19 protein-coding genes, 1 tRNA gene and 1 other RNA gene are annotated in these 19,606 nt (G+C 59.0%); 6 read left to right on the top strand and 15 right to left on the bottom strand.

The annotated features are described in order from the left end of the window. Positions 1-74: 74 nt before the first annotated feature. The 3 genes from JK213_RS05655 to mraZ are packed head-to-tail and all read right to left on the bottom strand — an operon-like array spanning position 75 to position 2,316. Positions 75-872, bottom strand: a complete 798-nt coding sequence (locus JK213_RS05655) for a hypothetical protein (RefSeq protein ID WP_194262136.1) — start codon at positions 870-872, stop codon at positions 75-77. Next, positions 869-1,825: a 16S rRNA (cytosine(1402)-N(4))-methyltransferase RsmH gene (gene rsmH, locus JK213_RS05660; RefSeq protein WP_194262135.1), complete on the bottom strand. Its 957-nt coding sequence runs from the start codon at positions 1,823-1,825 to the stop codon at positions 869-871. The genes JK213_RS05655 and rsmH overlap by 4 nt, the downstream gene beginning before the upstream one ends. Then, on the bottom strand, positions 1,822-2,316 hold the full coding sequence (gene mraZ / locus JK213_RS05665; RefSeq protein WP_099286504.1) for a division/cell wall cluster transcriptional repressor MraZ: 495 nt from the start codon (positions 2,314-2,316) through the stop codon (positions 1,822-1,824). Before mraZ ends, rsmH begins: the two co-directional genes overlap by 4 nt. On the opposite strand from mraZ, the gene JK213_RS05670 reads away from it, so the two are divergent. After that, positions 2,315-2,467, top strand: a complete 153-nt coding sequence (locus tag JK213_RS05670; protein ID WP_211571300.1) for a hypothetical protein — start codon at positions 2,315-2,317, stop codon at positions 2,465-2,467. The two genes, mraZ and JK213_RS05670, sit on opposite strands and share 2 nt — an antisense overlap. 138 nt (positions 2,468-2,605) lie before the next feature. On the opposite strand, the gene rnpB is transcribed toward JK213_RS05670, so the two are convergent. Beyond that, positions 2,606-3,025: RNase P RNA component class A (gene rnpB, locus JK213_RS05675), an RNA gene on the bottom strand. Positions 3,026-3,100: 75 nt separating this feature from the next. Here rnpB and JK213_RS05680 point away from each other — a divergent pair. Continuing rightward, positions 3,101-4,096: an alpha/beta hydrolase gene (locus JK213_RS05680; protein WP_211571301.1), complete on the top strand. Its 996-nt coding sequence runs from the start codon at positions 3,101-3,103 to the stop codon at positions 4,094-4,096. Between the two features lie 24 nt (positions 4,097-4,120). On the opposite strand, the gene JK213_RS05685 is transcribed toward JK213_RS05680, so the two are convergent. Further along, entirely contained in the window at positions 4,121-4,591 is a 471-nt protein-coding gene (locus JK213_RS05685; protein ID WP_174694266.1) for a hypothetical protein, read from the bottom strand. Positions 4,592-4,597: 6 nt separating this feature from the next. After that, positions 4,598-6,067: a glucose-6-phosphate dehydrogenase gene (zwf, locus tag JK213_RS05690; RefSeq protein WP_194262133.1), complete on the bottom strand. Its 1,470-nt coding sequence runs from the start codon at positions 6,065-6,067 to the stop codon at positions 4,598-4,600. A 276-nt stretch (positions 6,068-6,343) separates the two neighbouring features. Between zwf and JK213_RS05695 the strand changes: the two genes are divergently transcribed. Continuing rightward, the gene (locus JK213_RS05695) at positions 6,344-6,610 is read left to right on the top strand and encodes a DUF2312 domain-containing protein (RefSeq protein ID WP_099286501.1); all 267 of its coding nucleotides are present in this window, start codon (positions 6,344-6,346) and stop codon (positions 6,608-6,610) included. A gap of 54 nt (positions 6,611-6,664) precedes the next feature. Further along, positions 6,665-7,279 carry a hypothetical protein gene (locus JK213_RS05700; protein WP_194262132.1) on the top strand — a complete coding sequence of 205 codons (615 nt, stop codon included), beginning with the start codon at positions 6,665-6,667 and terminating at the stop codon, positions 7,277-7,279. Between the two features lie 18 nt (positions 7,280-7,297). On the opposite strand, the gene proB is transcribed toward JK213_RS05700, so the two are convergent. The 4 genes from proB to rplU all read right to left on the bottom strand — a co-directional run bounded on the left by proB (position 7,298) and on the right by rplU (position 10,156). After that, the gene (gene proB, locus JK213_RS05705; protein ID WP_194262131.1) at positions 7,298-8,434 is read right to left on the bottom strand and encodes a glutamate 5-kinase; all 1,137 of its coding nucleotides are present in this window, start codon (positions 8,432-8,434) and stop codon (positions 7,298-7,300) included. After that, a complete protein-coding gene (gene obgE, locus JK213_RS05710; RefSeq protein ID WP_194262130.1) occupies positions 8,431-9,441 on the bottom strand; it encodes a GTPase ObgE in 1,011 nt (336 codons plus the stop codon). Before obgE ends, proB begins: the two co-directional genes overlap by 4 nt. A gap of 100 nt (positions 9,442-9,541) precedes the next feature. Next, a complete protein-coding gene (rpmA, locus tag JK213_RS05715; protein WP_062027139.1) occupies positions 9,542-9,808 on the bottom strand; it encodes a 50S ribosomal protein L27 in 267 nt (88 codons plus the stop codon). Positions 9,809-9,841: 33 nt separating this feature from the next. Then, positions 9,842-10,156, bottom strand: coding sequence for a 50S ribosomal protein L21 (rplU, locus tag JK213_RS05720; RefSeq protein ID WP_011251736.1), 315 nt, complete (start codon positions 10,154-10,156; stop codon positions 9,842-9,844). 292 nt (positions 10,157-10,448) lie between these two features. Here rplU and JK213_RS05725 point away from each other — a divergent pair. Further along, positions 10,449-10,538: transfer RNA gene (locus tag JK213_RS05725), tRNA-Ser, on the top strand. A gap of 135 nt (positions 10,539-10,673) precedes the next feature. Here the strand turns inward: JK213_RS05725 and JK213_RS05730 are convergent. The 5 genes from JK213_RS05730 to JK213_RS05750 are packed head-to-tail and all read right to left on the bottom strand — an operon-like array spanning position 10,674 to position 18,014. Beyond that, a complete protein-coding gene (locus JK213_RS05730) occupies positions 10,674-11,606 on the bottom strand; it encodes a TauD/TfdA family dioxygenase (protein ID WP_194262129.1) in 933 nt (310 codons plus the stop codon). Next, a complete protein-coding gene (locus JK213_RS05735; protein WP_194262128.1) occupies positions 11,603-12,901 on the bottom strand; it encodes an MFS transporter in 1,299 nt (432 codons plus the stop codon). Before JK213_RS05735 ends, JK213_RS05730 begins: the two co-directional genes overlap by 4 nt. A gap of 1 nt (position 12,902) precedes the next feature. Continuing rightward, entirely contained in the window at positions 12,903-15,365 is a 2,463-nt protein-coding gene (locus JK213_RS05740) for a TonB-dependent receptor (RefSeq protein WP_194262127.1), read from the bottom strand. A 52-nt stretch (positions 15,366-15,417) separates the two neighbouring features. Continuing rightward, complete coding sequence (locus JK213_RS05745; protein WP_194262126.1) at positions 15,418-16,785, bottom strand: LLM class flavin-dependent oxidoreductase; 1,368 nt, start codon at positions 16,783-16,785, stop codon at positions 15,418-15,420. Continuing rightward, positions 16,785-18,014: an acyl-CoA dehydrogenase family protein gene (locus JK213_RS05750; protein ID WP_194262125.1), complete on the bottom strand. Its 1,230-nt coding sequence runs from the start codon at positions 18,012-18,014 to the stop codon at positions 16,785-16,787. The genes JK213_RS05745 and JK213_RS05750 overlap by 1 nt, the downstream gene beginning before the upstream one ends. A gap of 492 nt (positions 18,015-18,506) precedes the next feature. Here JK213_RS05750 and glsA point away from each other — a divergent pair, with 492 nt between their 5' ends. Beyond that, on the top strand, positions 18,507-19,577 hold the full coding sequence (gene glsA / locus JK213_RS05755; RefSeq protein ID WP_211571302.1) for a glutaminase A: 1,071 nt from the start codon (positions 18,507-18,509) through the stop codon (positions 19,575-19,577). The last annotated feature ends 29 nt before the right edge of the window (positions 19,578-19,606 follow it).

Raw genomic sequence — 19,606 nt, forward strand, 5'->3', positions numbered from 1 at the left:
GGGTGCGTCCTGTTGAAGGGCTCGCCCTAAGCTATCCGAGAATGCTGAACGAGCGGTTAACGATGAAAGGGCTTTCAGTTAGCCAACGGCACCGGCGCGGGCAATGCGTCATTTACATTTGCCAGAGCGGAAAGTTGAGCGTGATGCGCCCGCGGACGCTCTTCCGCAAGGCGGGTCGTTACGGGCGCATGGCTGACATGAACAGTCTGCGGATGCCAGGCGGCCACCATCAGCGGAGCAGGGTGGCTCTCACGATAGCTGACAAGATGCACGTTCGGCGCCGTGTCCGCATGGCTGTGACCGGACGCTGTAGCGGGACGAGGTGTGGCGGAGGCCAGCTGGACGTCCGCAGCGCGAGCATGGGAAGGGTGCGTCGGGATCGCGGCAGGTTTGACGGCGACCGGGGCAGGATGACTTGCCATGGCTACGACCACTGGGCGGGGTGCTGGTGCACTCTGGGTAGGAGGCTGTGTATGCACAGCAGGCTGCTGCGGGGCGGGCAGGGGCAGATGTGCGGCTTCTGCGGCCCTGTTGACGACTTCATGCAGACCTTCGCGAGGATCTGCCGCCTGCGCTTTCGAGCCGGGGGCTGGAAGATGCGCTTCAAGAGACGTCATGCGGATGAACTGGTCAGGCTCCATCGGATGGAGCGCCGGGACGAAGCGGGCAGCGAGTGTGTTGAGGCGGTCCGGCTGGTTCAGAAGGGCCCATTCCGTCCGTAGCATGGCGGTCTGGCTTCGCACGCGCTGCGTGTCCTGCACGATTTTCGTGATCTGCTGGTCCAGAACCGTAGTCTCATGCTTCTTCGTATAGAGAAACAGGCCGGATCCTGCGGCAAGGACGGCACAGGCGACGGTGAAGGGCCGGATCATGAGGAGATTCCTGAGGCGGGATTACGGACCAGTGCACGCAGACGGGCGCTGCGCGCGCGCGGATTTTCCCGGGATTCCTCGTCCGTAGCGGAGAGGGGGCGGGAATGGAGAAGGGAAAAAGCCGGCGCGTTCTGACGAAGCGGAGCCGGTTCGTAGCGGGAAGGATTTCCCGTCCGTCCTGCGAGAACAGCCATGGCACGTTTCGCCAGACGGTCTTCGAGGGAATGGAAGGTGACAACCACGAAAATACCGCCCGGTGCCAGAAGACGCGGCGCGGCGTCCAGCGCACGCTCCAGTTCGCCAAGCTCGTCGTTCACGGCAATCCGCAACCCCTGAAAGCTGCGGGTTGCGGGGTCGATATTGGCACGGTCGCGGGGGACGCAGCAGCGGATGATATGGGCAAGCTGGCCAGTCGTGGTGATCGGAGCTTCAGCACGGGCCGCCACGATGGCGCGTGCGATGCGGCGGGAGAGTTTTTCTTCGCCGTATCGGTAAAGAATGTCCGCGAGGTCCGCTTCCTTGAGGTCATTGACCAGATCGGCGGCGGAAGGGCCGTCTGAACCCATGCGCATGTCCAGCGGACCGTCGTTCCGGAACGAAAAGCCGCGCTCGGCCTGATCGATCTGAAAGGAAGAGACGCCCAGATCGAGCACAATGCCGTCAAACGGCCCTTCTGCGCCAACCAGAGCTTCCATGTCACCGAACGTGCCCTGATGCATCCGCAGCCGTCCGTTGGCCTGTACGGCCATGGCGTTTCCGCGTTCGATGGCTGCCGGATCACGATCGATGCCGTCAAGGGTGCAGTCAGCGGCGTTCAGAATGGCACGGGCATAGCCGCCGCCGCCGAACGTACCGTCCAGATACCGGCCACCAGCGCGGGGTGCGAGGGCTTCGAGTACCTCATGCAGCATGACGGGGACGTGGCCCGAGTGAACCAGAGTAATCGCGTTCATTCGGCTGCTCCCGCAGTGTTTGTGGCGGCGGGCGCGCTGATGGGGCGACGGCTGGTTGCAAGTGTTTTTGCACGGCTCCGGGCAGCCTGACGGCGCTCTTCGGCAGCGGCGGGATGCCAGATCTGGAATGTCCGTCCCAGCCCCATGAAAGACACTTCGTCCGTCAGCGCCGCGTGGGTGCGCAGGGTTTCGGGCAGAATGATGCGGCCTTCCTTGTCGCTGTCCAGCGGATAAGCATCCGCGTAGAGGCTGGCGGCCAGATCTTCGTGGTCTTCCGAAAACGGATCGTATTCGTCAAGCGGAGTGGCAAGGGAGGCGAAAGCGCCAGCCGTCCAACCCTCAATGCATGGGTGGAGGTGGGACGGACGGAGAATAACCAGCGGATCGCCCGGCTGGGCCTGAGATTTCAGGGCGGCACGGAAAGGTGCAGGGATGGAGACGCGTCCCTTGGCATCGAAACGGTTCTGATGCGTGCCGAGGAACATGCTCATGAACGATGTGCCTCCTTCCTGCATTCAGAAACCGGGTATTCGGCTGCTGATTATTTGGCTTGGTCTTTATTGGGATATCATGGGATTTCATGGGACGTCAAACAGATATCGTCAAAAAACCGCAGAAAACTGCGGCATTTTCAAAAGTTGAAATGTGACAAAAATTTTTGCTGTTTGTTAGGGTTTATCAGGGATAATCGCGGAGGCGGATCTATACCTGCCGTTATTTGTTCTGTTTTTGTTCTTCTTTGGGAGAGGGGACAATTACTGGAAGAACAGATTTTCAGAGGGTGCCAGACGGCCTGTAAGCCGGGTTCTGTCCGCCCGAAAGCGGGACGATCATTCCTCTGGGACCTGCATTGCTGCAGGCCTCACGCAACCAACCCGAACGACGGGGCGAGAAGCCCCCGGCTTCCTTGCGGAAACCTGCCGTTCCTATTCGGTCTTGCTCCCGGTAGGGTTTACCGTGACCATCGCCGTTGCCGGAGATGCGGTGCGCTCTTGCCGCACCGTTTCGCCCTTACCCGCAACGTATTTTCCCCGCGATAAATCGCTGAAAAAACAGTCCGGCGGGCGGTCTGTTTTCTGTGGCACTGTCCCTGGGGTCGCCCCCGCCGGCAATTAACCGGTACCGTTTTCCCGTGGAGCCCGGACTTTCCTCCCTGTATGCGATCCTCATCGCACACACAGCGATCGTCCAGCCGTCTGGCGGGGCAGACACTGCTCCGGGACGCCTGCGGGGTCAAGGGCAGACTTTTTCTGATGACCGGAGCATAAGGGATACATGCGCCCGACCCTGACATTGCGGATCTTCCTGTTCTGGCTGGCCCGACAGAGCCGCAGACGTGGTATTGCACCGCGAACAATCGTTCTCGATGAAATTCCGCCCATCCCTGCCCCACAGCCTTCTGCGGACGTTCTGCAACAGATCCGCCGCGTGACGGGGCGTCCGAGTTTTCCGGTCAGTCTTTCATCGCTGCGGATCCGGCAGTGGTGTGAGATCCGTGTTCCCGGAGCGGAGGGACAACGGAATGCCCGTCTGTACCGGCCGCGGGGAAAGGTCAGGGGTGTTGTGCTGTTTCTGCACGGCGGCGGATTCGTGCATTGCGATCTCGTTTCGCATCACGGGATCTGCTGCCGTTTGGCAGCCGCTTCAGGGGCAATGGTGCTGTCGCTGGATTACCGTCTTGCGCCCGAGCATCGTTTTCCGGCTGCTCTGGATGATGCCAAAGCCGCGTTGGAGTGGATTTTCGCGACTGTGCCAGCCGATATGCCTGTGGCTGTAGCGGGTGACAGTGCGGGAGGAAATCTTTCTGCCGCGCTCACGCAATGGGTCCGGGCGCTGGGATCACGCCCGCTCAGCGCCCAGCTTTTGTATTATCCCGCCCTGAGCGGTCCGTTCGTTCCGCCGTCCCGTCAGGCTTATGCGGACGGTTACATGCTGAGTGTGGAGCTTCTGTACTGGTATTGCGGTCAGACACTGGCGAGTCCGGAGCAGCTTTTCGATCCGGCATTTTCGCCATTGCTGGCAGACGATTTCGAGACTCTGCCGCCCGCTATGATCGTTACTGCGGGGTTCGATCCACTCAGGGGCGAGGGCGAGCTTTATGCCCGTCGCCTGAATGAGGCCGGGGTGTCGGTCGTGCTGAAAAACTTCCCGCGCATGATTCACGGTTTCCTGAACGGCTACGCGCTGTTCCGGGATGGGCGGCGGGCGTTGAGAGAGGGGGGCCTGTTCCTGCGCGAGGCTTTTGCACAGGAAAAAAACGGAGCGCCCTAAGGCGCTCCGTTTTTTTAGAACACCTCAGAGAGGCAAATCGTGGAAGGAGCCGGGCGTTCCCGCATCGGTCTGTACGGTCCGGTCGGCACGGTTGATCTTCAGGCTGAACAGTTTGTCGGCTGACGGTTTCTCGCCGGGGCAACCATTGCCGTGCCGCCCGAGCACATCCATCGTCGGCGTGTTGTCGGACGCGCTGCCGTTAACGACGAAAACGAGGCAGTTGCGTGGCAGATCCGTCAGATTGTCCTTCACCACCGCAAGGCGGAGATGCTCCACCAGAGCGGTGTTATCGAACCAGCTCAGCTTGCTGAACGTAATCTTGTCATAAGACATGTCCAGCAGTCCGCTCCGGACTGCGATGAACATGAGCAGAAAAGCCGGGATGACGATCAGAAGCCGCCGCAGCAGAAGCTGTTTGAAGCTGCGGGGCTGGCGGCGTGTATTTTTGCCAGGCGCGCGGCCCAGACGGGGCGTTGCGCTTTTATCATCACTCAAATGTGGTCACTCCGAGGCTTCGTGCCAGGTGTCGCCATGCTCGGCGAGCAGGCGGGTGGCCTGCTCCGGACCGTAGGAACCGGCGCTGTAAGTCTGCATGGGTACCTTATTATGCTTCCACGCATCAAGGACCGGTTCAGCCCAGCGCCATGCAGCTTCGACTTCGTCGCGACGGATGAAGAGGACCGGATCACCCCGGACCGCGTCAAGCAGCAGCCGCTCGTAGGAGTCGGGGAAGGGCATGCCGCCTTCCATACGGATGGAGGTGTCCAGATCCGCCGTGTGGAGGTTGAACACATCCAGCGCGGGGTTCTTGACGTTCAGGCGCAGTTCCACACCCTCATTGGGCTGGATGCGCAGCACGAGGCGGTTGCTGGCGGGAGCGGCACCGAACATCGTGGTCGCAGCCGGGCGGAACGTCACGACGATTTCGCTGACCTTGCGGGCTGAACGCTTGGCCGTGCGGATATAGAACGGCACGTTCTTCCAGCGGGGCGTATCCACCCAGGCCCGGACTGCGGCAAAGGTTTCCGTGGCGCTGGGCGTGCCCAGTTCTTCAAGGTAGCCCGGAACATTCTCGCCGCCGATCACGCCAGCCGTGTATTGCGCACGTACGGTCTCGGTCGCTGCGCTGGCTTCCGTAATCGGGCGCAGCGCGTTCAGAACCGCCAGCTTGGCGTTACGGACGGCATCGGCCTCAAGGGAATCCGGCGCTTCCATGGCGACCAGACACAGCACCTGAAGCAGATGGTTCTGGATCATGTCGCGCAGTGCGCCTGACGTATCGTAATAGGCGGCACGACCTTCAACGCCAACCGTCTCGGCAGCGGTGATCTGCACGCTTTCGATATGCTCTGCAGACCATGCCGCATTGATGAGCGGATTGGCAAAGCGCAGGGCAAGAACATTTTGCACCGTCTCTTTGCCGAGATAGTGATCGATCCGGTAGATCTGCTTTTCCGGGAAATACTGGCCCACGCCGTCATTGATGGCGGTTGCGGTCGCCATATCCGTTCCGATGGGCTTTTCAAGCACCACCCGCGAATTGGCCGTGATCAGCCCATACCGGTGCAGGTTTTCGCAGATGCTGCCGTAAAGCTGCGGCGCGGTTGCGAAATAAAAGACCCGTACCCGGTCAGGCTGCGCCTTGGCGAACAGGGACGTCAGGCTGTCCCACTGCTCGCTCTGGCGGCTGCTGTCGAGGGTCACATAGTCCAGACGGGCGAGGAAACGGTCCACCAGTCCGGGGCTCAGGACATCCGAAGGAAGGAAACGCTCGAGCGCCTCACGGGCACGCGCGACATAGGCCTCACGGCTCAGCTCTGTCCGGGCGGCTCCGATGATGCGGGCATCATCCGGAATCTGCCCCAGCCGGAGGCGGTTATAGAGCGCGGGTAGCAGCTTGCGCATCGTGAGATCGCCAGTGGCGCCGAAGATGACATAGTCGAAAGGTTCGACCTGCTGAAAATGTTCCATGGGAGACTCTCTGACCTCTCGAACCCGCAGACCGGGAAAAAAGGGTTAAGGTTCAGGCCGTTTCAGGCACCGTCTAGTTCCCTGTCGGGGGGCTTTCTGTCAAGGGATGAGCCGTGCACGACATCGGGAGAAAAGCTTCGTCATGTTCACGCGTTCATGAAACGTGCGCATAATTCCGTTGACCGTCCGACCCTCATCACGATAAGCCGCGCGGCGGATGCTGTGTTTGCGCAGCGTCGGCAAAACATAGCCCAGACGACATAAGGAAACCGGACCATGGATGCAGAAATCAAGAACGAAGGCGCTGCCACGGGCGGGATCGCTGCGGACCGTCTGCGCTCCATTATCGAGCGTGTCGAGCGTCTAGAAGAAGAGCGCAAGGCTCTGGCTGGCGATATCAAGGACATTTTTTCCGAAGCCAAATCGGCCGGATTTGACGTAAAAGTCATCAAGCAGATCATCCGTCTGCGCAAGCAGGAGCCTGCGGAAATCGAGGAGCAGGAAACCCTGCTCGACATCTACCGTCGCGCCCTTGGAATGTAATTCCAGCCGCCGGACAATCGAACACGCCACTTTCAGACGGGACCGGGCCTCCTCATGATGTCTGATTTTTCATGGCTGCCAGGCTGGGCCTTCGGGTGCCTGGTCGTGGTGGCCGCACTGTTTGGGCTGGCACTGCTGTGCATGCCGTTCGCTGTGTTCGGCACCAAGCCCCGGTTGCAGGATCTGGAGTTTCAGATCGCCGAGATGCGTGCTGAACTCCGGGCCCTGAACCTGCGTCTGGCAGTCTCGACACGTCCGGACACTCTTTCTGTGGAGCCGGTGGCGCAGACCGTCGCTGCATCTCAGGAGCGCATGGCGCGGATAGATGAAGACTATCTGATGCCCGCACATACCCTGCGTCCTGATCTGCCGTCCTATGAGGATGGTCCTGGGCAGAGTGGCTCGGGGCAGGGCATTACGGGACGGGCAGACCCTGAGACCCTGCCGCGCCGGGGTTTTAAGGCGGCATCCACTCCAGCGAGAGACGACCTGCCTAGTGCGCCCGAGCGGGTCTGGTCGCGCGCGCCATGGGAGCAGGGCGCAACAGAGACTGCGCGCCAGCCTCTGAGTCGCGCCATTGACAAGAAGCAGTCCGCAAAAATAGTTGCGGAGAGTGACGCTTACCAGCCCCGTTCCGAACCTAAGCTGCGCTGGCCCCCAAGGGGCTGAACAGCAGGGCAGGGCGTGTCAGGGATGATCGAGAGCCAGATCATCCCGATGAATTAACGCATCCCGGCCGCGATATCCCAGAAGCTGCTCCATTTCGCCGGAGCGGTGTCCGATCAGTTTCAGACTTTCATCCGAATCATAACCGATCAGGCCGCGCCCGATCACGTTGCCTTCAGCGTCGCGGATGGCGACAAGATCGCCGCGTCCGAACGCGCCCTCAAGTCCGGTTACGCCTGCGGGAAGGAGGGAGGCACCCTCCTGAAGTGCGCGGCACGCGCCTGCGTCAATTGTCAGTGAGCCTTTGGGGTGGAGGCTCCCGCCAATCCAGCGCTTGCGGGCTGACCCTGCATCGGTCTGGGCCAGGAACCAGGTGCAGAGGCCACCATTTTGCAGTCTGCGCAGTGGATGGTGGCCCTGTCCGGCCGCAATGACCATGTTCGCACCGGCGCGCGTTGCAATCTTTGCAGCCAGCAGTTTCGTGCGCATTCCGCCCGATGAATAACCCGGTGGCGGCTCGCCCCCCATGGCCATGATGTCGTCGCTCATCTGTTCGACCACGGGAATATGCCGTGCAGACGGGTCCTGTCGCGGGTCGGCCGTATAGAGCCCGTCAATATCGGACAACAGGACCAAGCAATCCGCTCCCGTCATCTGCGCAACGCGCGCGCCCAGACGGTCATTGTCGCCGAAGCGGATTTCGCTGGTGGCGATGGCATCATTTTCATTGATGACCGGCACGCAGCCCAGATCGAGCAGTGTCTGGAGCGTGGCGCGGGCGTTGAGGTGGCGCTCACGGTTTTCCGTATCGTCCGGCGTCAGGAGAAGCTGTGCCGCGACCAGATTGTGGTCCGCCAGCGCTGCACTCCAGCCCTGTGCCAGTCCGATCTGCCCGACACTGGCCATCGCCTGTTTTTCGTCCAGACGTAGTTTGCGGGACGTAAGGCCAAGACGATGCCGGGCAAGAGAGATTGCGCCTGACGAGACCACAATAACCTCAGCACCCTGCGCGCGCAGGTCAGAGATGTCGGCGCAAACACCCTGCAGCCATTGCTGGCGCAGGGTCGCGTTTGCTGAATCGACCAGAAGCGCGCTTCCGATCTTGATGACGATCCGGCGGGCCTGCGCCAGATGAGGAGCACAAGCCGCAGCGTTCATCCCTGCCGGTCCTGTTTGGCAGCCGTCACACGATCCTGAAGCATCCGAAGCAGTTCGGGCAGGCCTTCCTGCGTCGCGCCGGACAGCATCAGCACTTCGGCCCCGGATGCCTTGGCCAGTGCCCGCTTTTTGGCGGAACGCTGTGAGGGCGTCAGGGAGTCGCACTTGTTCAGAACGATGATCTCGGGCTTGGCAGCAAGCTCCGGATCGTAGGCTTCAAGTTCCTTGCGGATCAGGCGCCAGTGTTTGACGACCTGACTTTCCGTCCCGTCGATCAGGTGCAGGAGCGTCGCGCAGCGCTCCACATGCCCCAGGAACCGGTCCCCAAGGCCCGCGCCTTCGCTGGCTCCTTCGATCAGGCCGGGAATATCGGCGATCACGAATTCTTCGGTGTTGTTCAGGCGAACCACACCGAGCTGGGGGTGCAGGGTCGTGAACGGGTAATCGGCAATTTTCGGGCGTGCACGGGATGCGACGGAAAGAAGCGTGGACTTGCCTGCGTTGGGAAGTCCGACAAGGCCGATATCGGCGATCAGCTTGAGGCGCAGCCACACCCAGCGCTCTTCGCCCGGCCAGCCTTTGTCGGCCCGGCGTGGCGCACGGTTGGTGCTGCTTTTGAAGTGGGTGTTACCAAGGCCGCCATCACCGCCGCGGCACAGAAGGACTTCCTTGCCCTCGGCGTCCAGATCAGCCAGCAGGGTTTCGCGGTCTTCGTCGAAAATCTGCGTTCCAACCGGCACGTTAATGGTAACGGTCGAAGCAGCAGCTCCGGTCCGGTTGGACCCTGCGCCATTGCCGCCCTTACGGGCCTTGAAATGCTGCGTGTAGCGGAAATCGATCAGGGTATTCAGACCGGGGACCGCACGGAAAAGGATATCGCCACCACGACCGCCATCGCCGCCGTCCGGACCACCATATTCGATGTATTTCTCGCGCCGGAATGCGATCACGCCGTCACCGCCGTCACCGGAACGCACATAGATCTTGGCCTGGTCGAGAAACTTCATCGTATTGTCCGAAAGAATAAGGTGAGGGGCGCTTTATACGCAAAAAGGCCGGTCCCGAACAGGACCGGCCCTTTCTGCTCGCGCTGGAACAGCGGGCTGCTTATTCAGCGGCTTCCGGCAGTGCCACGGAAACGTGGACGCGGCCTTCTGCGCGGCGCTGGAACTGCACGTGGCCGTCTACCAGAGCGAACAGCGTGTGGTCGCGACCGATACCGACATTGGCGCCAGCCTTCATCTTCGTGCCGCGCTGACGGACGATGATGTTGCCTGCGATGACGCTTTCGCCACCGAACTTCTTTACACCTAGACGACGACCTGCACTGTCGCGTCCGTTACGGCTCGAGCCGCCTGCCTTTTTTTGTGCCATGACTGTTTGTCCTTACCTAAAGTGTCTGGCCAATCAGGCCGCGTTGATCGCGTTGATACGCAGGACGGTCACCGGCTGACGGTGTCCATTCTTGCGGCGGCTGTTCTGACGGCGACGCTTCTTGAAGATGATCACCTTCGGCAGGCGATCCTGAGCGACGACGGTTGCCGTCACGGTTGCACCAGCAACCAGCGGTGCGCCAACGGTCAAGGTGCCTTCGCCGCCAACCATCAGGACGTCGGTGAAGGTGATGGTGCTGCCGGCTTCAGCTTCGAGCTTCTCAACCTTGAGGATGCTCTCGGGAGCAACGCGATACTGCTTACCGCCGGTGCGGATGACTGCGTACATTCTGGAAACTCTCTCTGTTCCGATCTCGTGGTCGCTGCTGCCGGGTGGTCCCGGTCTGGCGCGACCCAGTCGCTTTTTGTCGTTGGCTCCAAGGCAACCACATACAATGCGGTCGTATGGAACAGCCGCGGTCGATACAGATATGAAGGCTTTCAGTCAATCAGAAACGACTAAAAAACCGCCCTGCAACCACATTTCTCGCAGGAAGGCGTTTCTACCCTCTTGCAATATCGGATAAAGCCCGTCATAAGCCCCTCCGTCGATCAGGTTCAGCGAAACAGCAGAGCCGTACGGAGAGGTGCCAGAGTGGTCGATCGGGGCGGTCTCGAAAACCGTTGTGCCTTCGCGGGTACCGTGGGTTCGAATCCCACCCTCTCCGCCAGATAAATCAAAAAATCCCATATTTTTCAGAGCGGTATCTGGTTTATCGAAATGCGTCCGACTGTGGACGCCATCTTAAAAATTAAGGCAACCACACATTAAAGTTGTCTGGTTTGGAAATGTCTTTGCTCATGTTTCAGTGATCGAGGTCTTGGCCGTCATCCGGACCTTTGAGCAGGCGGCTTTTTTCGCCCGCAATGCTGATGGGCGTGTCTCCGCGTACAGTGATCCGACGGAGGAGGCGGGGATGGGTGTCGAAGTCGGCTGTGGCATAATGCTGCGTGGCGCGGTTGTCCCAGATGGCGACATCACCGGGCTTCCAGTTCCAGCGGACAGTGTTGTCGATCTGCGTAATGTAGGACTGGAAGATTTCCAGTAACTGGTTGGCGTGCTGGGTAGGAATTCCGCGGATTTCTTTGAAGAAATGACCCAGAACGAGTGTGCGTTCGCCGGTTTCAGGGTGAATGCGAACGACGGGGTGCTCTGTTTCATAAATCCTTGAGATGAAACGGGCGCGAAAATCGGCAATTTCCTCATGACGAAGGTCGTATTTGTAAAAATTGGTATCGTAGTCGTTGCCATGAACAGCCCAGAGCGTGTCGGCTAGTTGTTGGAGTGGAGCGGGCAGGTCGTCATAGGCCGTGGCCGTATTGGCCCAGAGAGTGTTGCCACCATAAGGCGGGATCGTGATGGCGCGCAGAATGGAGGCTTTGGGATAGGCGGGGACGAACGTGACATCCGTATGCCAGGAATCCGTGGAGCGGCCGTTGCGGGAGTTCAGCTCGAATGTATAGGGGGTGCCGTCTGCGGCCGGGATGGTCGGATGGAGGATCGGGTCCCCGAAAACGCGACTGAGTGTTTCGTGCTGGGCGTCATCGAGAAACTGATCGCGCAGGAAGATCACCTTGTGGCGCAGCAGGGCGTCATGAAGAAACGCCTTGTGTTCTTCGGGCAAAGGCTCTCGGGTATTGATGCCATGAATGATGGCACCGATGCGGGACGTGACCTTTTCGGCATTGAGGGTGTCGGCGAAGGTGGGTTCGTTGGGGACAAGGCGGAGGGTCGTCATGAGGGAAGTCCTTCGGGCTGGGGGACTGCGGTGCTGTTGAGAGGGCGGTCGGGGCGTGTGAGGGGCGGGGGTGTGATGAAAAAAGTGAGGATTGCGCTGGCCAGAAAAAGCGCGGCGTAAATGAGGATAATGCCCTGCGTGCCGACAGCACCTTCAAAGGCATAGACGATGAAGGGGCCAATCCAGACGCTGCTGCCCGCGCCGAGGTTCAGCAGGGACATGGCGATGCCCTTGTGGTCCGGCAGAAGGGACGGCGTCAGGGCCGAGAGCGGTACATATCCGGCGAGTGTCATGCCGAAGACGGCAGCAGAGGCGTAGACTGCGAACAGGCTGCTCTGTGCGTAGAGCAGTGGAATCCAGTACAGCCCAACGCAGCTCAGCGCGCTGCCGATGCCGCCGAACCAGATGACAGTCTGGCGCCAGGAAATATAGTCGCTGGCAAAACCGATCAGCAGGTTGAAGACGATATTGCTGGCGAAAATGATTTCCAGAAACCGGATCCACACATCCTGCGACAGGCCCAGTCGGCTGGTGAAGAAAAAGGGCATGAAGACGATCAGGCCATGTGTGGCGCTGGAATTGACCGCGCGCACGATGCAGGCCAGTCCCACGCCCGGATTGTGACGGATCTGGCGGACTGTTTCGCGCAGGGTCGGGGCGATATCCTTCAGGCTCCCTTTCTGCGACCGGGGCGTGGCAGGTAGGGGCAGGATGGCGAGAACGCCCCCAGCTCCTACGCCGAGCAGGGCGATCCAGAGCGTAACGTACTGGCCGTACACCGGCAGCAGGAGTTGCGCCACGATGGAGCCGACCGTGGGCAGGCCGCAGGTGAAGCAGAACCAGAACAGGCCGACGGCCCGTCCCAGACGGTCCTGCCGGACCGTAGTGACGAGCAGGGTCAGCAACCCGTAGGAGAACAGCGGATAGCCCGCTCCGCGCAATCCGTAGGTCAGCAGAAGCAGGGCTGGAGAATGGGCAGGAATGGCAACGCCAAGGAACAGGATCTGCGGGAGGACCCAGAACAGCAAGCCTGCCGTCATGATCGTGCGGCTGCTGAAAATATCGCATAGCAGGCCCGAGAACCAGGCCGCCAAGGCAGCAGCCAGACCATAGGCTGTAAAAAGGAGGGCGACGAAGTGCTCCGTCTGGCCCGTCTGGACCAGAAACGGCGACAGATAGCCGACCTCGACACCATCTCCGATCATGAAAACCAGAAGCCCGGCGTATTGCAGCGCGAAGCTCCGTGGCAGGCGGCTGGCGGGCAGGAGTGAGGCGGTGGGAACCATCGTCTGCATCTCAGAAATCCGCATGAACCGCGCCAAAATACTGGCGTGGGGCACCGAGGACGACAGACTGGTAATCGCCAGCCATGGGATAGCCGTTCTGGCCCATGGTGGAGATGTATTTCACGTTCGTCAGGTTATAGACGTTGAAGTCCAGCGAGAGGTGCTGGACGAAACCTGTATGGGACAGGCGGTGGAGCTGTTTGCTCAGGTCGTAGCGGGCGCCGAAATTGGTCAGCCAGTAGGACGGGACTTTGGTATCTCCCGTATAGCTGAGGTTACGCTTGCCGACATACTGGGCCTCGATATGAGCCTGAAGGTCATGCCAGGTGTAGGACAGATCGGCATGGTACATCAGGCGCGGATAGGCCACGACCTGTTGACCTTTTATGTTGTAGGTCACCCGCGATCCATTGATGGTCTGGGTGATGTTGTCATCATAGACAGCGTGATTGTAGCTGATGCTGTTGGTCAGGCTCAGCCCTTTGACGGGGGTGAGTGTGACGGCACCGTCCACGCCGCTCATCGTCACGCCGCCGACATTCTGGATGGTGGTGTAAGGCTGGGTTGTCGGGCCGGTAGAGATGCGTTGCAGACGGTTGGAAAAGATCGTGTGGTAGCCGTAGAGCGAGCCGCTGACGAGGCGGCCGGTGTAGCGGTAGCCGCCAGCGAAGTTCCAGTCGGTTTCAGGTTGCAGGCTGCTTTTGGACGCCAGATAGGACGCCTGCGAGGTCGAGAATGGTGATGAGCCGCTGTTATAGCCCGAGACCGGATAGACCTTCACGTTCTCCGCAATATCGAAATAAAGCTGATGACCGGGAGCAAAACGCCATTCCCCGCTGAAATGCGGGAGGAACGGTTTGCTGGAGGTGAGGGAATCTCCGCCTGCAATCGCAGTGGTGCGGGTGTAGGTCTGCCAGTTGGCAAGGGCACCGACGCGGCTGGTATTCAGGACGGAACGGAAACCGGCATGCAGGGCGATGGTGTTCGTGACGTGATAGGTATCCTGAAAATAGGCGACAAAGGTGTTGGTGTTGAAGACCTGTCGATAGCCATTCTGGAACGGGTTCTTGAGATTATCGAGACCATTGACCGGCGTTGCGGTGCCGTTGAGCACGTCTTCCAGCAGAGGTTCCTGATAGAGCGGTTTGCTGATGTCGAAATGGGTGTTTTCGTACCACAGCCCCGCATTCAGCACGTTATGCGCGATGCGGTAGGACAGGGACGTCGTGAAGCCGAAACGGTCCGTATCGGGCTGCGTGACCTGATCGATCAGCGGGGCGCCATTGGGCGATGCGATCAGCGGGCTTGCGACCGATCCACGCTGGTAGGAACGATGTCCATAGGCGGTGCTTTGCCAGCGCAGGCGGTCGGTTAAAGCGAGATCCGCCGAGACGCCGCCGATATAGGAATGCTGCATCTGCGCGCCCTCGTAATAGGAGGCGGTATAGGGACTCTTGAGATTGGCATAGGCAGCCGGAACCTGTCCGCCCGGCAGACCGCGCTGGGCCAGTGCCAGACGGTAGGCTTTCTCATATCCTCCGGGTTGTCCGATGAAATTGTCGATCGCGTAGCCACCGTGGTTGAACATATCCAGGCTGTAGTCCTGGTAGTTCTGCATCTGAAGATCCGCGTAATCGAAGAAGGCCGTGATGCGGCTGTCCTGCCCGATGGGGTGCAGAACCTTTGCATTGACCTGCTGCATGAACTGATCCTGTCCGCCACGCCATTTGTTGGTGTCGTTACGGGCATAGGAGACATAAAAACGCGTCCCCTGCGGGTTCAGATCGCCGCTTTCGAGCCGCAGAAATGTCCGGTACATCGCATTGCTGCCAAAGGTCTGGTTTACGCTTGCGCCGCGCTTATGGGACGGATCGCGGGAGATGAACTGCACCGTGCCACCCAGATTGGATGTGCTGGCGACGCTTTCCGAACCCGTGGAGGCCGAGACGTCCATTCGCTCGATATTTTCGGACGAAATGGCAGATGTCGGGCTGAGGCCGTTGACGTTACTGAACTGCTGGTCGCCCAGCGGGATTCCATCCAGCGTCATGCCGATCTGGCTTTGGTCGAAACCATGCATCAGGAACGAATTCTGCCAGGTGTTCACGCCCTGCGGGTCACCGGAATTGAACAGCACGCCGGGCAGGCGCGTCAGGGCCTTGAGCGGGTTCGTGCCGGCGACATACTCGCGGATTGTGGCGGCGGAGACGGGGTTGGACACCCAGTTGGCCTGCCGATGCCCCTCCACGCCGATATTTTCGGCAAGACGGGAGGTCAGGGCGTGTGTTTTGGCGGACGCTTTGTGCGCCGACGCGGGTGTGGCGTGACGGGGCTTCTCGCCGGGTTTGGTGACGGGTGCATTTGTGGCAGCGAATGCCGTGGTGCTGACCGAGAGAGTCAGCAAGGCGATCAGAGAGACGGAGCTTCCGGACGTACGGATGGTGTGACGATTGGAAAACGGAAAAACGGGCATGAAAAGACACTCACAAGAAACAGGAAACGGGGATTTTCAGGTCTTGGGAGGATCAACAGCGCCACGCCGGATGATCGGCGGCTGGATGGGCTGAGGAGTTCTGCGGGAAGAGGCTTTCGCGCAGGGTGTTGCCGGGTTTAGGGCGGATGCGACCGCGACGCTTCAGTTCCGGCAGGACGAGGCGGATGAAGTCGTTGTAACTGTCCGGATTGATGAGCTGGATCAGGTTCAGCCCGTCGGTTTCCGACTCTTCGAGCCAGCGTTCGATCTGGTCTGCGACGGTTTCGGGGCTGCCGACGAACGTTTTGGCCCGACCGAAGCCTTCTGCCGGACTCGTCGCTTCGGCGATGGTCCAGGAGCGGCCGCTGATGGCAGGATCGAACTGTTCAAGGACGGACTGGCTGGCCTCTGTCGGACGATAGGTCAAAACCTCGTCCGTCTGGTTCTTCGAGAAATCCACGCCTGTCATGGAGGAATAATGGATGAGCGATCCGGTCGCGTCGTAGAACACCTTGTATTCCGCAAATTTGCGGATGGCCTCTTCTTCCGTTTCGCCCACCACGACGGCGGCAGCGCAGATGAAGCGCAGGCTTTCGGGATCGCGGCCCTCGCGCGCGGCTTCCTCGCGGATGCGTCGGACGTTCTTTCGCGTGCCTTCCGCCCCGGCGCCGACGACGAAAATGACTTCCGCATGCCGGGCCGCGAAAGCGCCCCCGCGAGCGGAGGCACCAGCCTGAAGAAGGACGGGAACGCGCTGCGGGCTTGGTTCGGCGGTATGGCCATCTGGAACGCGGTAGTATCGGCCGTCATGACGGATGGGATGAACCTTTTCCGGGTCGGTATAGATCCACTCGCCTGATGCCGTCTGGCCGCGGATGACCGCGTCTTCTTCCCAGGATTTCAGCCAGAGCTTGTAGACGATATCCATGAATTCGTCTGCGCGGTCATAGCGTTCGTCATGTGGGATCTGGTGGTCCAGTCCAAGATTTCGGGCCGCGCTTTCCTGCTGGGACGTCACGATATTCCAGCCCAGACGCCCTTTGGTCAGATGATCGAGGGTCGTCAGTTTGCGGGCGAGCAGATAGGGATGCTCATAGGTCGTGGACAGCGTGATACCAAAACCAAGCGACGTGGTCGCCGCTGCCATTGCGGACACGAGTAAAAGCGGATCGATCAGTGGAGACTGGATGCCGTGTTTCAGGGCAGCGTCGGGGCTGTTGCCATAAACGTCAATCTGGCCAAGGGCGTCCGCGATAAACAGGGCATCAAACCCGGCATCATCCAGCGTGCGGGCCAGTTCGGTCCAGTATGTGATGTCCTTATAGCGATATGTCTGGTCGGCAGGGTGGCGCCACAGCCCGTAATTCAGATGCGAGACCGTCGCCATCGTGAAACCGTTGAGGATGATGTGCTGCCCCATTACGCCACCCCCACGCGCCATTGGATCGGCGGCAGGGTGCCGTTGACGGCGTAATCTCCGACAACACGCGTGCGATAGACGCGCGGGTTGTGATTGCCTAGCGTCCGAACATTACGCCAGTGTCGATCCAGACCAGCCACGCGCAGGGTCGCGCCGCCGCTCAACGCATCGAACAGGGCGGTCGTGGCCTCCAGAACCAGCGGGAGGATGCGGTCCTGTACCTGCCAGACTTCGAGTTCGGCGCGGGCGACTGTGAGGTCGAGTTCCGGAGCCGGACTGTCCGCGACGGCCTGTATGGCGCGGGCGGCACGCTCAACGGCAGCGCTGGCGAGATAGGCGCCACTGAACACATGACCGACGATTTCGAGAATCTGAGGATCCTCAGCTGGCAGGTCCGCGTTGCCATGGCTGAAAGAGCGTTTGCGACGACGCACGGCATCTGCGACATCTGTTGCCGCAGCGCGGGCAATACCAGCGACAGTCGCCAGATGATAAAGCTGGAAGAAAGCCTGTGAATGCGGAAAGGCCGTGTTGCCGTAGCGCAGGTCGGCTTCTTCAGTGTGAACGTTGTGGAAATGTGCGGTGCCACTGGCCGTCAGGCGTTGTCCAATTCCATCCCAGTCATCCACGATTTCAAGGCCCGGATCGTGACGGGCGGCCAGCGTCTTGACGGTCTGGCCATCTTCGGTGGTGCCGGTAACAGTGAGCCAGTCGGCGTAGAGCGAGCCGGTCGTGAAAAATTTGGAACCGTTGATAACCCACTTGCCATCCGTTTGAGACAGGGTGGTGCTGAACAGATCGCGCTTGGAAGCCGGTCCTTCAGCAGCAGCGGCGCCTGCGGTTTGCCCTGCGCCAAGTCGGTCGAGCCATTTTGTGCGGTACGGTCCGGCAGCTTCAAACAGAAGATGTTCGACAAAACCAAAATGGGCCCTGAGCGCCTGTGCGACGTTTGAATCGGCTGCCGCCAGCGTGGTGATCAGAGCGAACAGGTCTTCAAGGCTCGCGCCAGAACCGCCATGTGCAACGGGAACGCGAAGGGCTGTAAAGCCGCTCTGCTTGAGGAGACGGATTTGTTCGAAGGGTAGCTCTCGACTGAGTTCGGCCCGTAGTGCCTGTCTGCGGATCTGCTCGAAAACGGGAGCGAAGCGGTCGTGAAGAGCCGTGGCTTCACGGGCGTCCTTCCCCCAGAGAAGGGAAAGATCAGGAAGCGGAGCGGAGATATATGTCATGATGTCTGCCTGTAGCGCCGGGGCCGAATAACGGGAGTGAAGGCAGGGGGAGGCCCCGCATCATCGGGGAACAGGGACAGAGCAGTGCGACAAACATATAACTAATATTTCTCGTTATTATTAGATATCCAGAAATTATTGAGATGATTCTTTTGTTCCGTCAATAAAATAGTTATTACTAAATTTAACTATTAAATAGTGTTATATAGAGGAATGACAGCAGATCGTATGATCTCCGGCCTGAAACCTTCTGTGTGGTTCCAGCATATGCGTCTGAGTATGGATATTGAGCCGATAGATGGAAAATAAATACTAAAATACGGTAATAAATTACTCAAATATACCTGTATAAATAGCAAAATATCATCCTGATGTATGCAATCAGGATATTTAGAAATTTAAAAACTCGGAACTAAATTGCGCCACGATCATTCATAAAACGCAGGGTGGTTTTGCTACGCTGTCTCCATCGGAAGACATAGAAAAGCTATTATGATGACGAGAAAAAAATCTTTTCCGGGATATCTGAATACAGCAGCAATCGCTTCATATGTCGTTTTTTGTATAACGCAGGCTGCGCTCGCGCGCGATTTTTCTCAACAGGCTCCTGCATCAAATATTCAGCAGGTAGTCGATCGGGCCTATAATCACTATAAAACAATAACAGACGGCTCTAATGCCTCGTATATTTCTTATTTGGCGAAGGCCAACACAAAACTTTACGGTATTGCAGTCGTCACGACAGACGGAAAAATTTTTGAAGCGGGAGATGCGGAGCATCTTTTCCCCGTTGAGTCGATCGCCAAGGTTTTTACTTTGGCTCATGTCCTGAAAGTGCAGGGAGCAAAAACCGTCCAAAACAAAATAGGCGTTAATGCTACCGGCCTTCCTTTTAATTCTGCTCTGGCGATCGAGCTCAATAATGACAAACTGACGGGCAGTCCTCCGCCCGGTAATCCTTTGGTGAATGCAGGCGCTATTGCCACGGCAAGTCTCGTTGACGGCAAATCACTCGAAGAAAAATGGAACATGCTTCTCAAGGAAGCTTCGGCTTTTGCGGGGCATTCATTGATGCTGAATAAAGACGTCTATGATTCTGAAATGGCGGATAATCAGCATAATCTGGCGATTGCGGTTCTGCTGAAAAGTTATAAATCGCTATACGCAGATCCGACTGAAACAATCGATTTGTATACTCGTGAATGTTCCTATGACGTTACAGCAAAAGATCTTGCTGTGATGGGAGCGACGCTGGCAAATGGTGGCACCAATCCGCTCACCCATCAGGCGGTTACCGATGCTGAAACAAGCGCGCGCGTTTTAGCCGTTATGGCGACCGCTGGCCTTTATAATACGTCTGGTGAGTGGCTTTATAATGTTGGGCTGCCTGCGAAAAGCGGTGTTGGCGGTGGTATTGTTGCGGTTGTGCCCGGGAAAATGGCAATTGCGGTTTACTCGTCACCGCTTGATGCTGCGGGAAACAGTGTCCGCGGACAGCTGGCTATTCAGTCTATCGCGCAGGATCTCGGAGTAAATATTTTCAAGATCCAGATGCAAAAATAGCGTCGAGGCGGGGGCATTTGCAGCCCTGT

This window comes from Gluconobacter sp. Dm-44, assembly GCF_018256175.1.
Taxonomy (GTDB): domain Bacteria; phylum Pseudomonadota; class Alphaproteobacteria; order Acetobacterales; family Acetobacteraceae; genus Gluconobacter; species Gluconobacter cadivus.

Excerpts from the sequence above, each read along its gene's own strand:
- JK213_RS05655 (WP_194262136.1), bottom strand. The coding sequence starts at position 872 with ATGATCCGGCCCTTCACCGTCGCCTGTGCCGTCCTTGCCGCAGGATCC.
- rsmH (WP_194262135.1), bottom strand. The coding sequence starts at position 1,825 with ATGAACGCGATTACTCTGGTTCACTCGGGCCACGTCCCCGTCATGCTG.
- JK213_RS05670 (WP_211571300.1), top strand. The coding sequence starts at position 2,315 with ATGAACGATGTGCCTCCTTCCTGCATTCAGAAACCGGGTATTCGGCTG.
- mraZ (WP_099286504.1), bottom strand. The coding sequence starts at position 2,316 with ATGAGCATGTTCCTCGGCACGCATCAGAACCGTTTCGATGCCAAGGGA.
- JK213_RS05680 (WP_211571301.1), top strand. The coding sequence starts at position 3,101 with ATGCGCCCGACCCTGACATTGCGGATCTTCCTGTTCTGGCTGGCCCGA.
- zwf (WP_194262133.1), bottom strand. The coding sequence starts at position 6,067 with ATGGAACATTTTCAGCAGGTCGAACCTTTCGACTATGTCATCTTCGGC.
- JK213_RS05695 (WP_099286501.1), top strand. The coding sequence starts at position 6,344 with ATGGATGCAGAAATCAAGAACGAAGGCGCTGCCACGGGCGGGATCGCT.
- JK213_RS05700 (WP_194262132.1), top strand. The coding sequence starts at position 6,665 with ATGATGTCTGATTTTTCATGGCTGCCAGGCTGGGCCTTCGGGTGCCTG.
- proB (WP_194262131.1), bottom strand. The coding sequence starts at position 8,434 with ATGAACGCTGCGGCTTGTGCTCCTCATCTGGCGCAGGCCCGCCGGATC.
- obgE (WP_194262130.1), bottom strand. The coding sequence starts at position 9,441 with ATGAAGTTTCTCGACCAGGCCAAGATCTATGTGCGTTCCGGTGACGGC.
- rpmA (WP_062027139.1), bottom strand. The coding sequence starts at position 9,808 with ATGGCACAAAAAAAGGCAGGCGGCTCGAGCCGTAACGGACGCGACAGT.
- rplU (WP_011251736.1), bottom strand. The coding sequence starts at position 10,156 with ATGTACGCAGTCATCCGCACCGGCGGTAAGCAGTATCGCGTTGCTCCC.
- JK213_RS05730 (WP_194262129.1), bottom strand. The coding sequence starts at position 11,606 with ATGACGACCCTCCGCCTTGTCCCCAACGAACCCACCTTCGCCGACACC.
- JK213_RS05735 (WP_194262128.1), bottom strand. The coding sequence starts at position 12,901 with ATGCAGACGATGGTTCCCACCGCCTCACTCCTGCCCGCCAGCCGCCTG.
- JK213_RS05740 (WP_194262127.1), bottom strand. The coding sequence starts at position 15,365 with ATGCCCGTTTTTCCGTTTTCCAATCGTCACACCATCCGTACGTCCGGA.
- JK213_RS05745 (WP_194262126.1), bottom strand. The coding sequence starts at position 16,785 with ATGGGGCAGCACATCATCCTCAACGGTTTCACGATGGCGACGGTCTCG.
- JK213_RS05750 (WP_194262125.1), bottom strand. The coding sequence starts at position 18,014 with ATGACATATATCTCCGCTCCGCTTCCTGATCTTTCCCTTCTCTGGGGG.
- glsA (WP_211571302.1), top strand. The coding sequence starts at position 18,507 with ATGATGACGAGAAAAAAATCTTTTCCGGGATATCTGAATACAGCAGCA.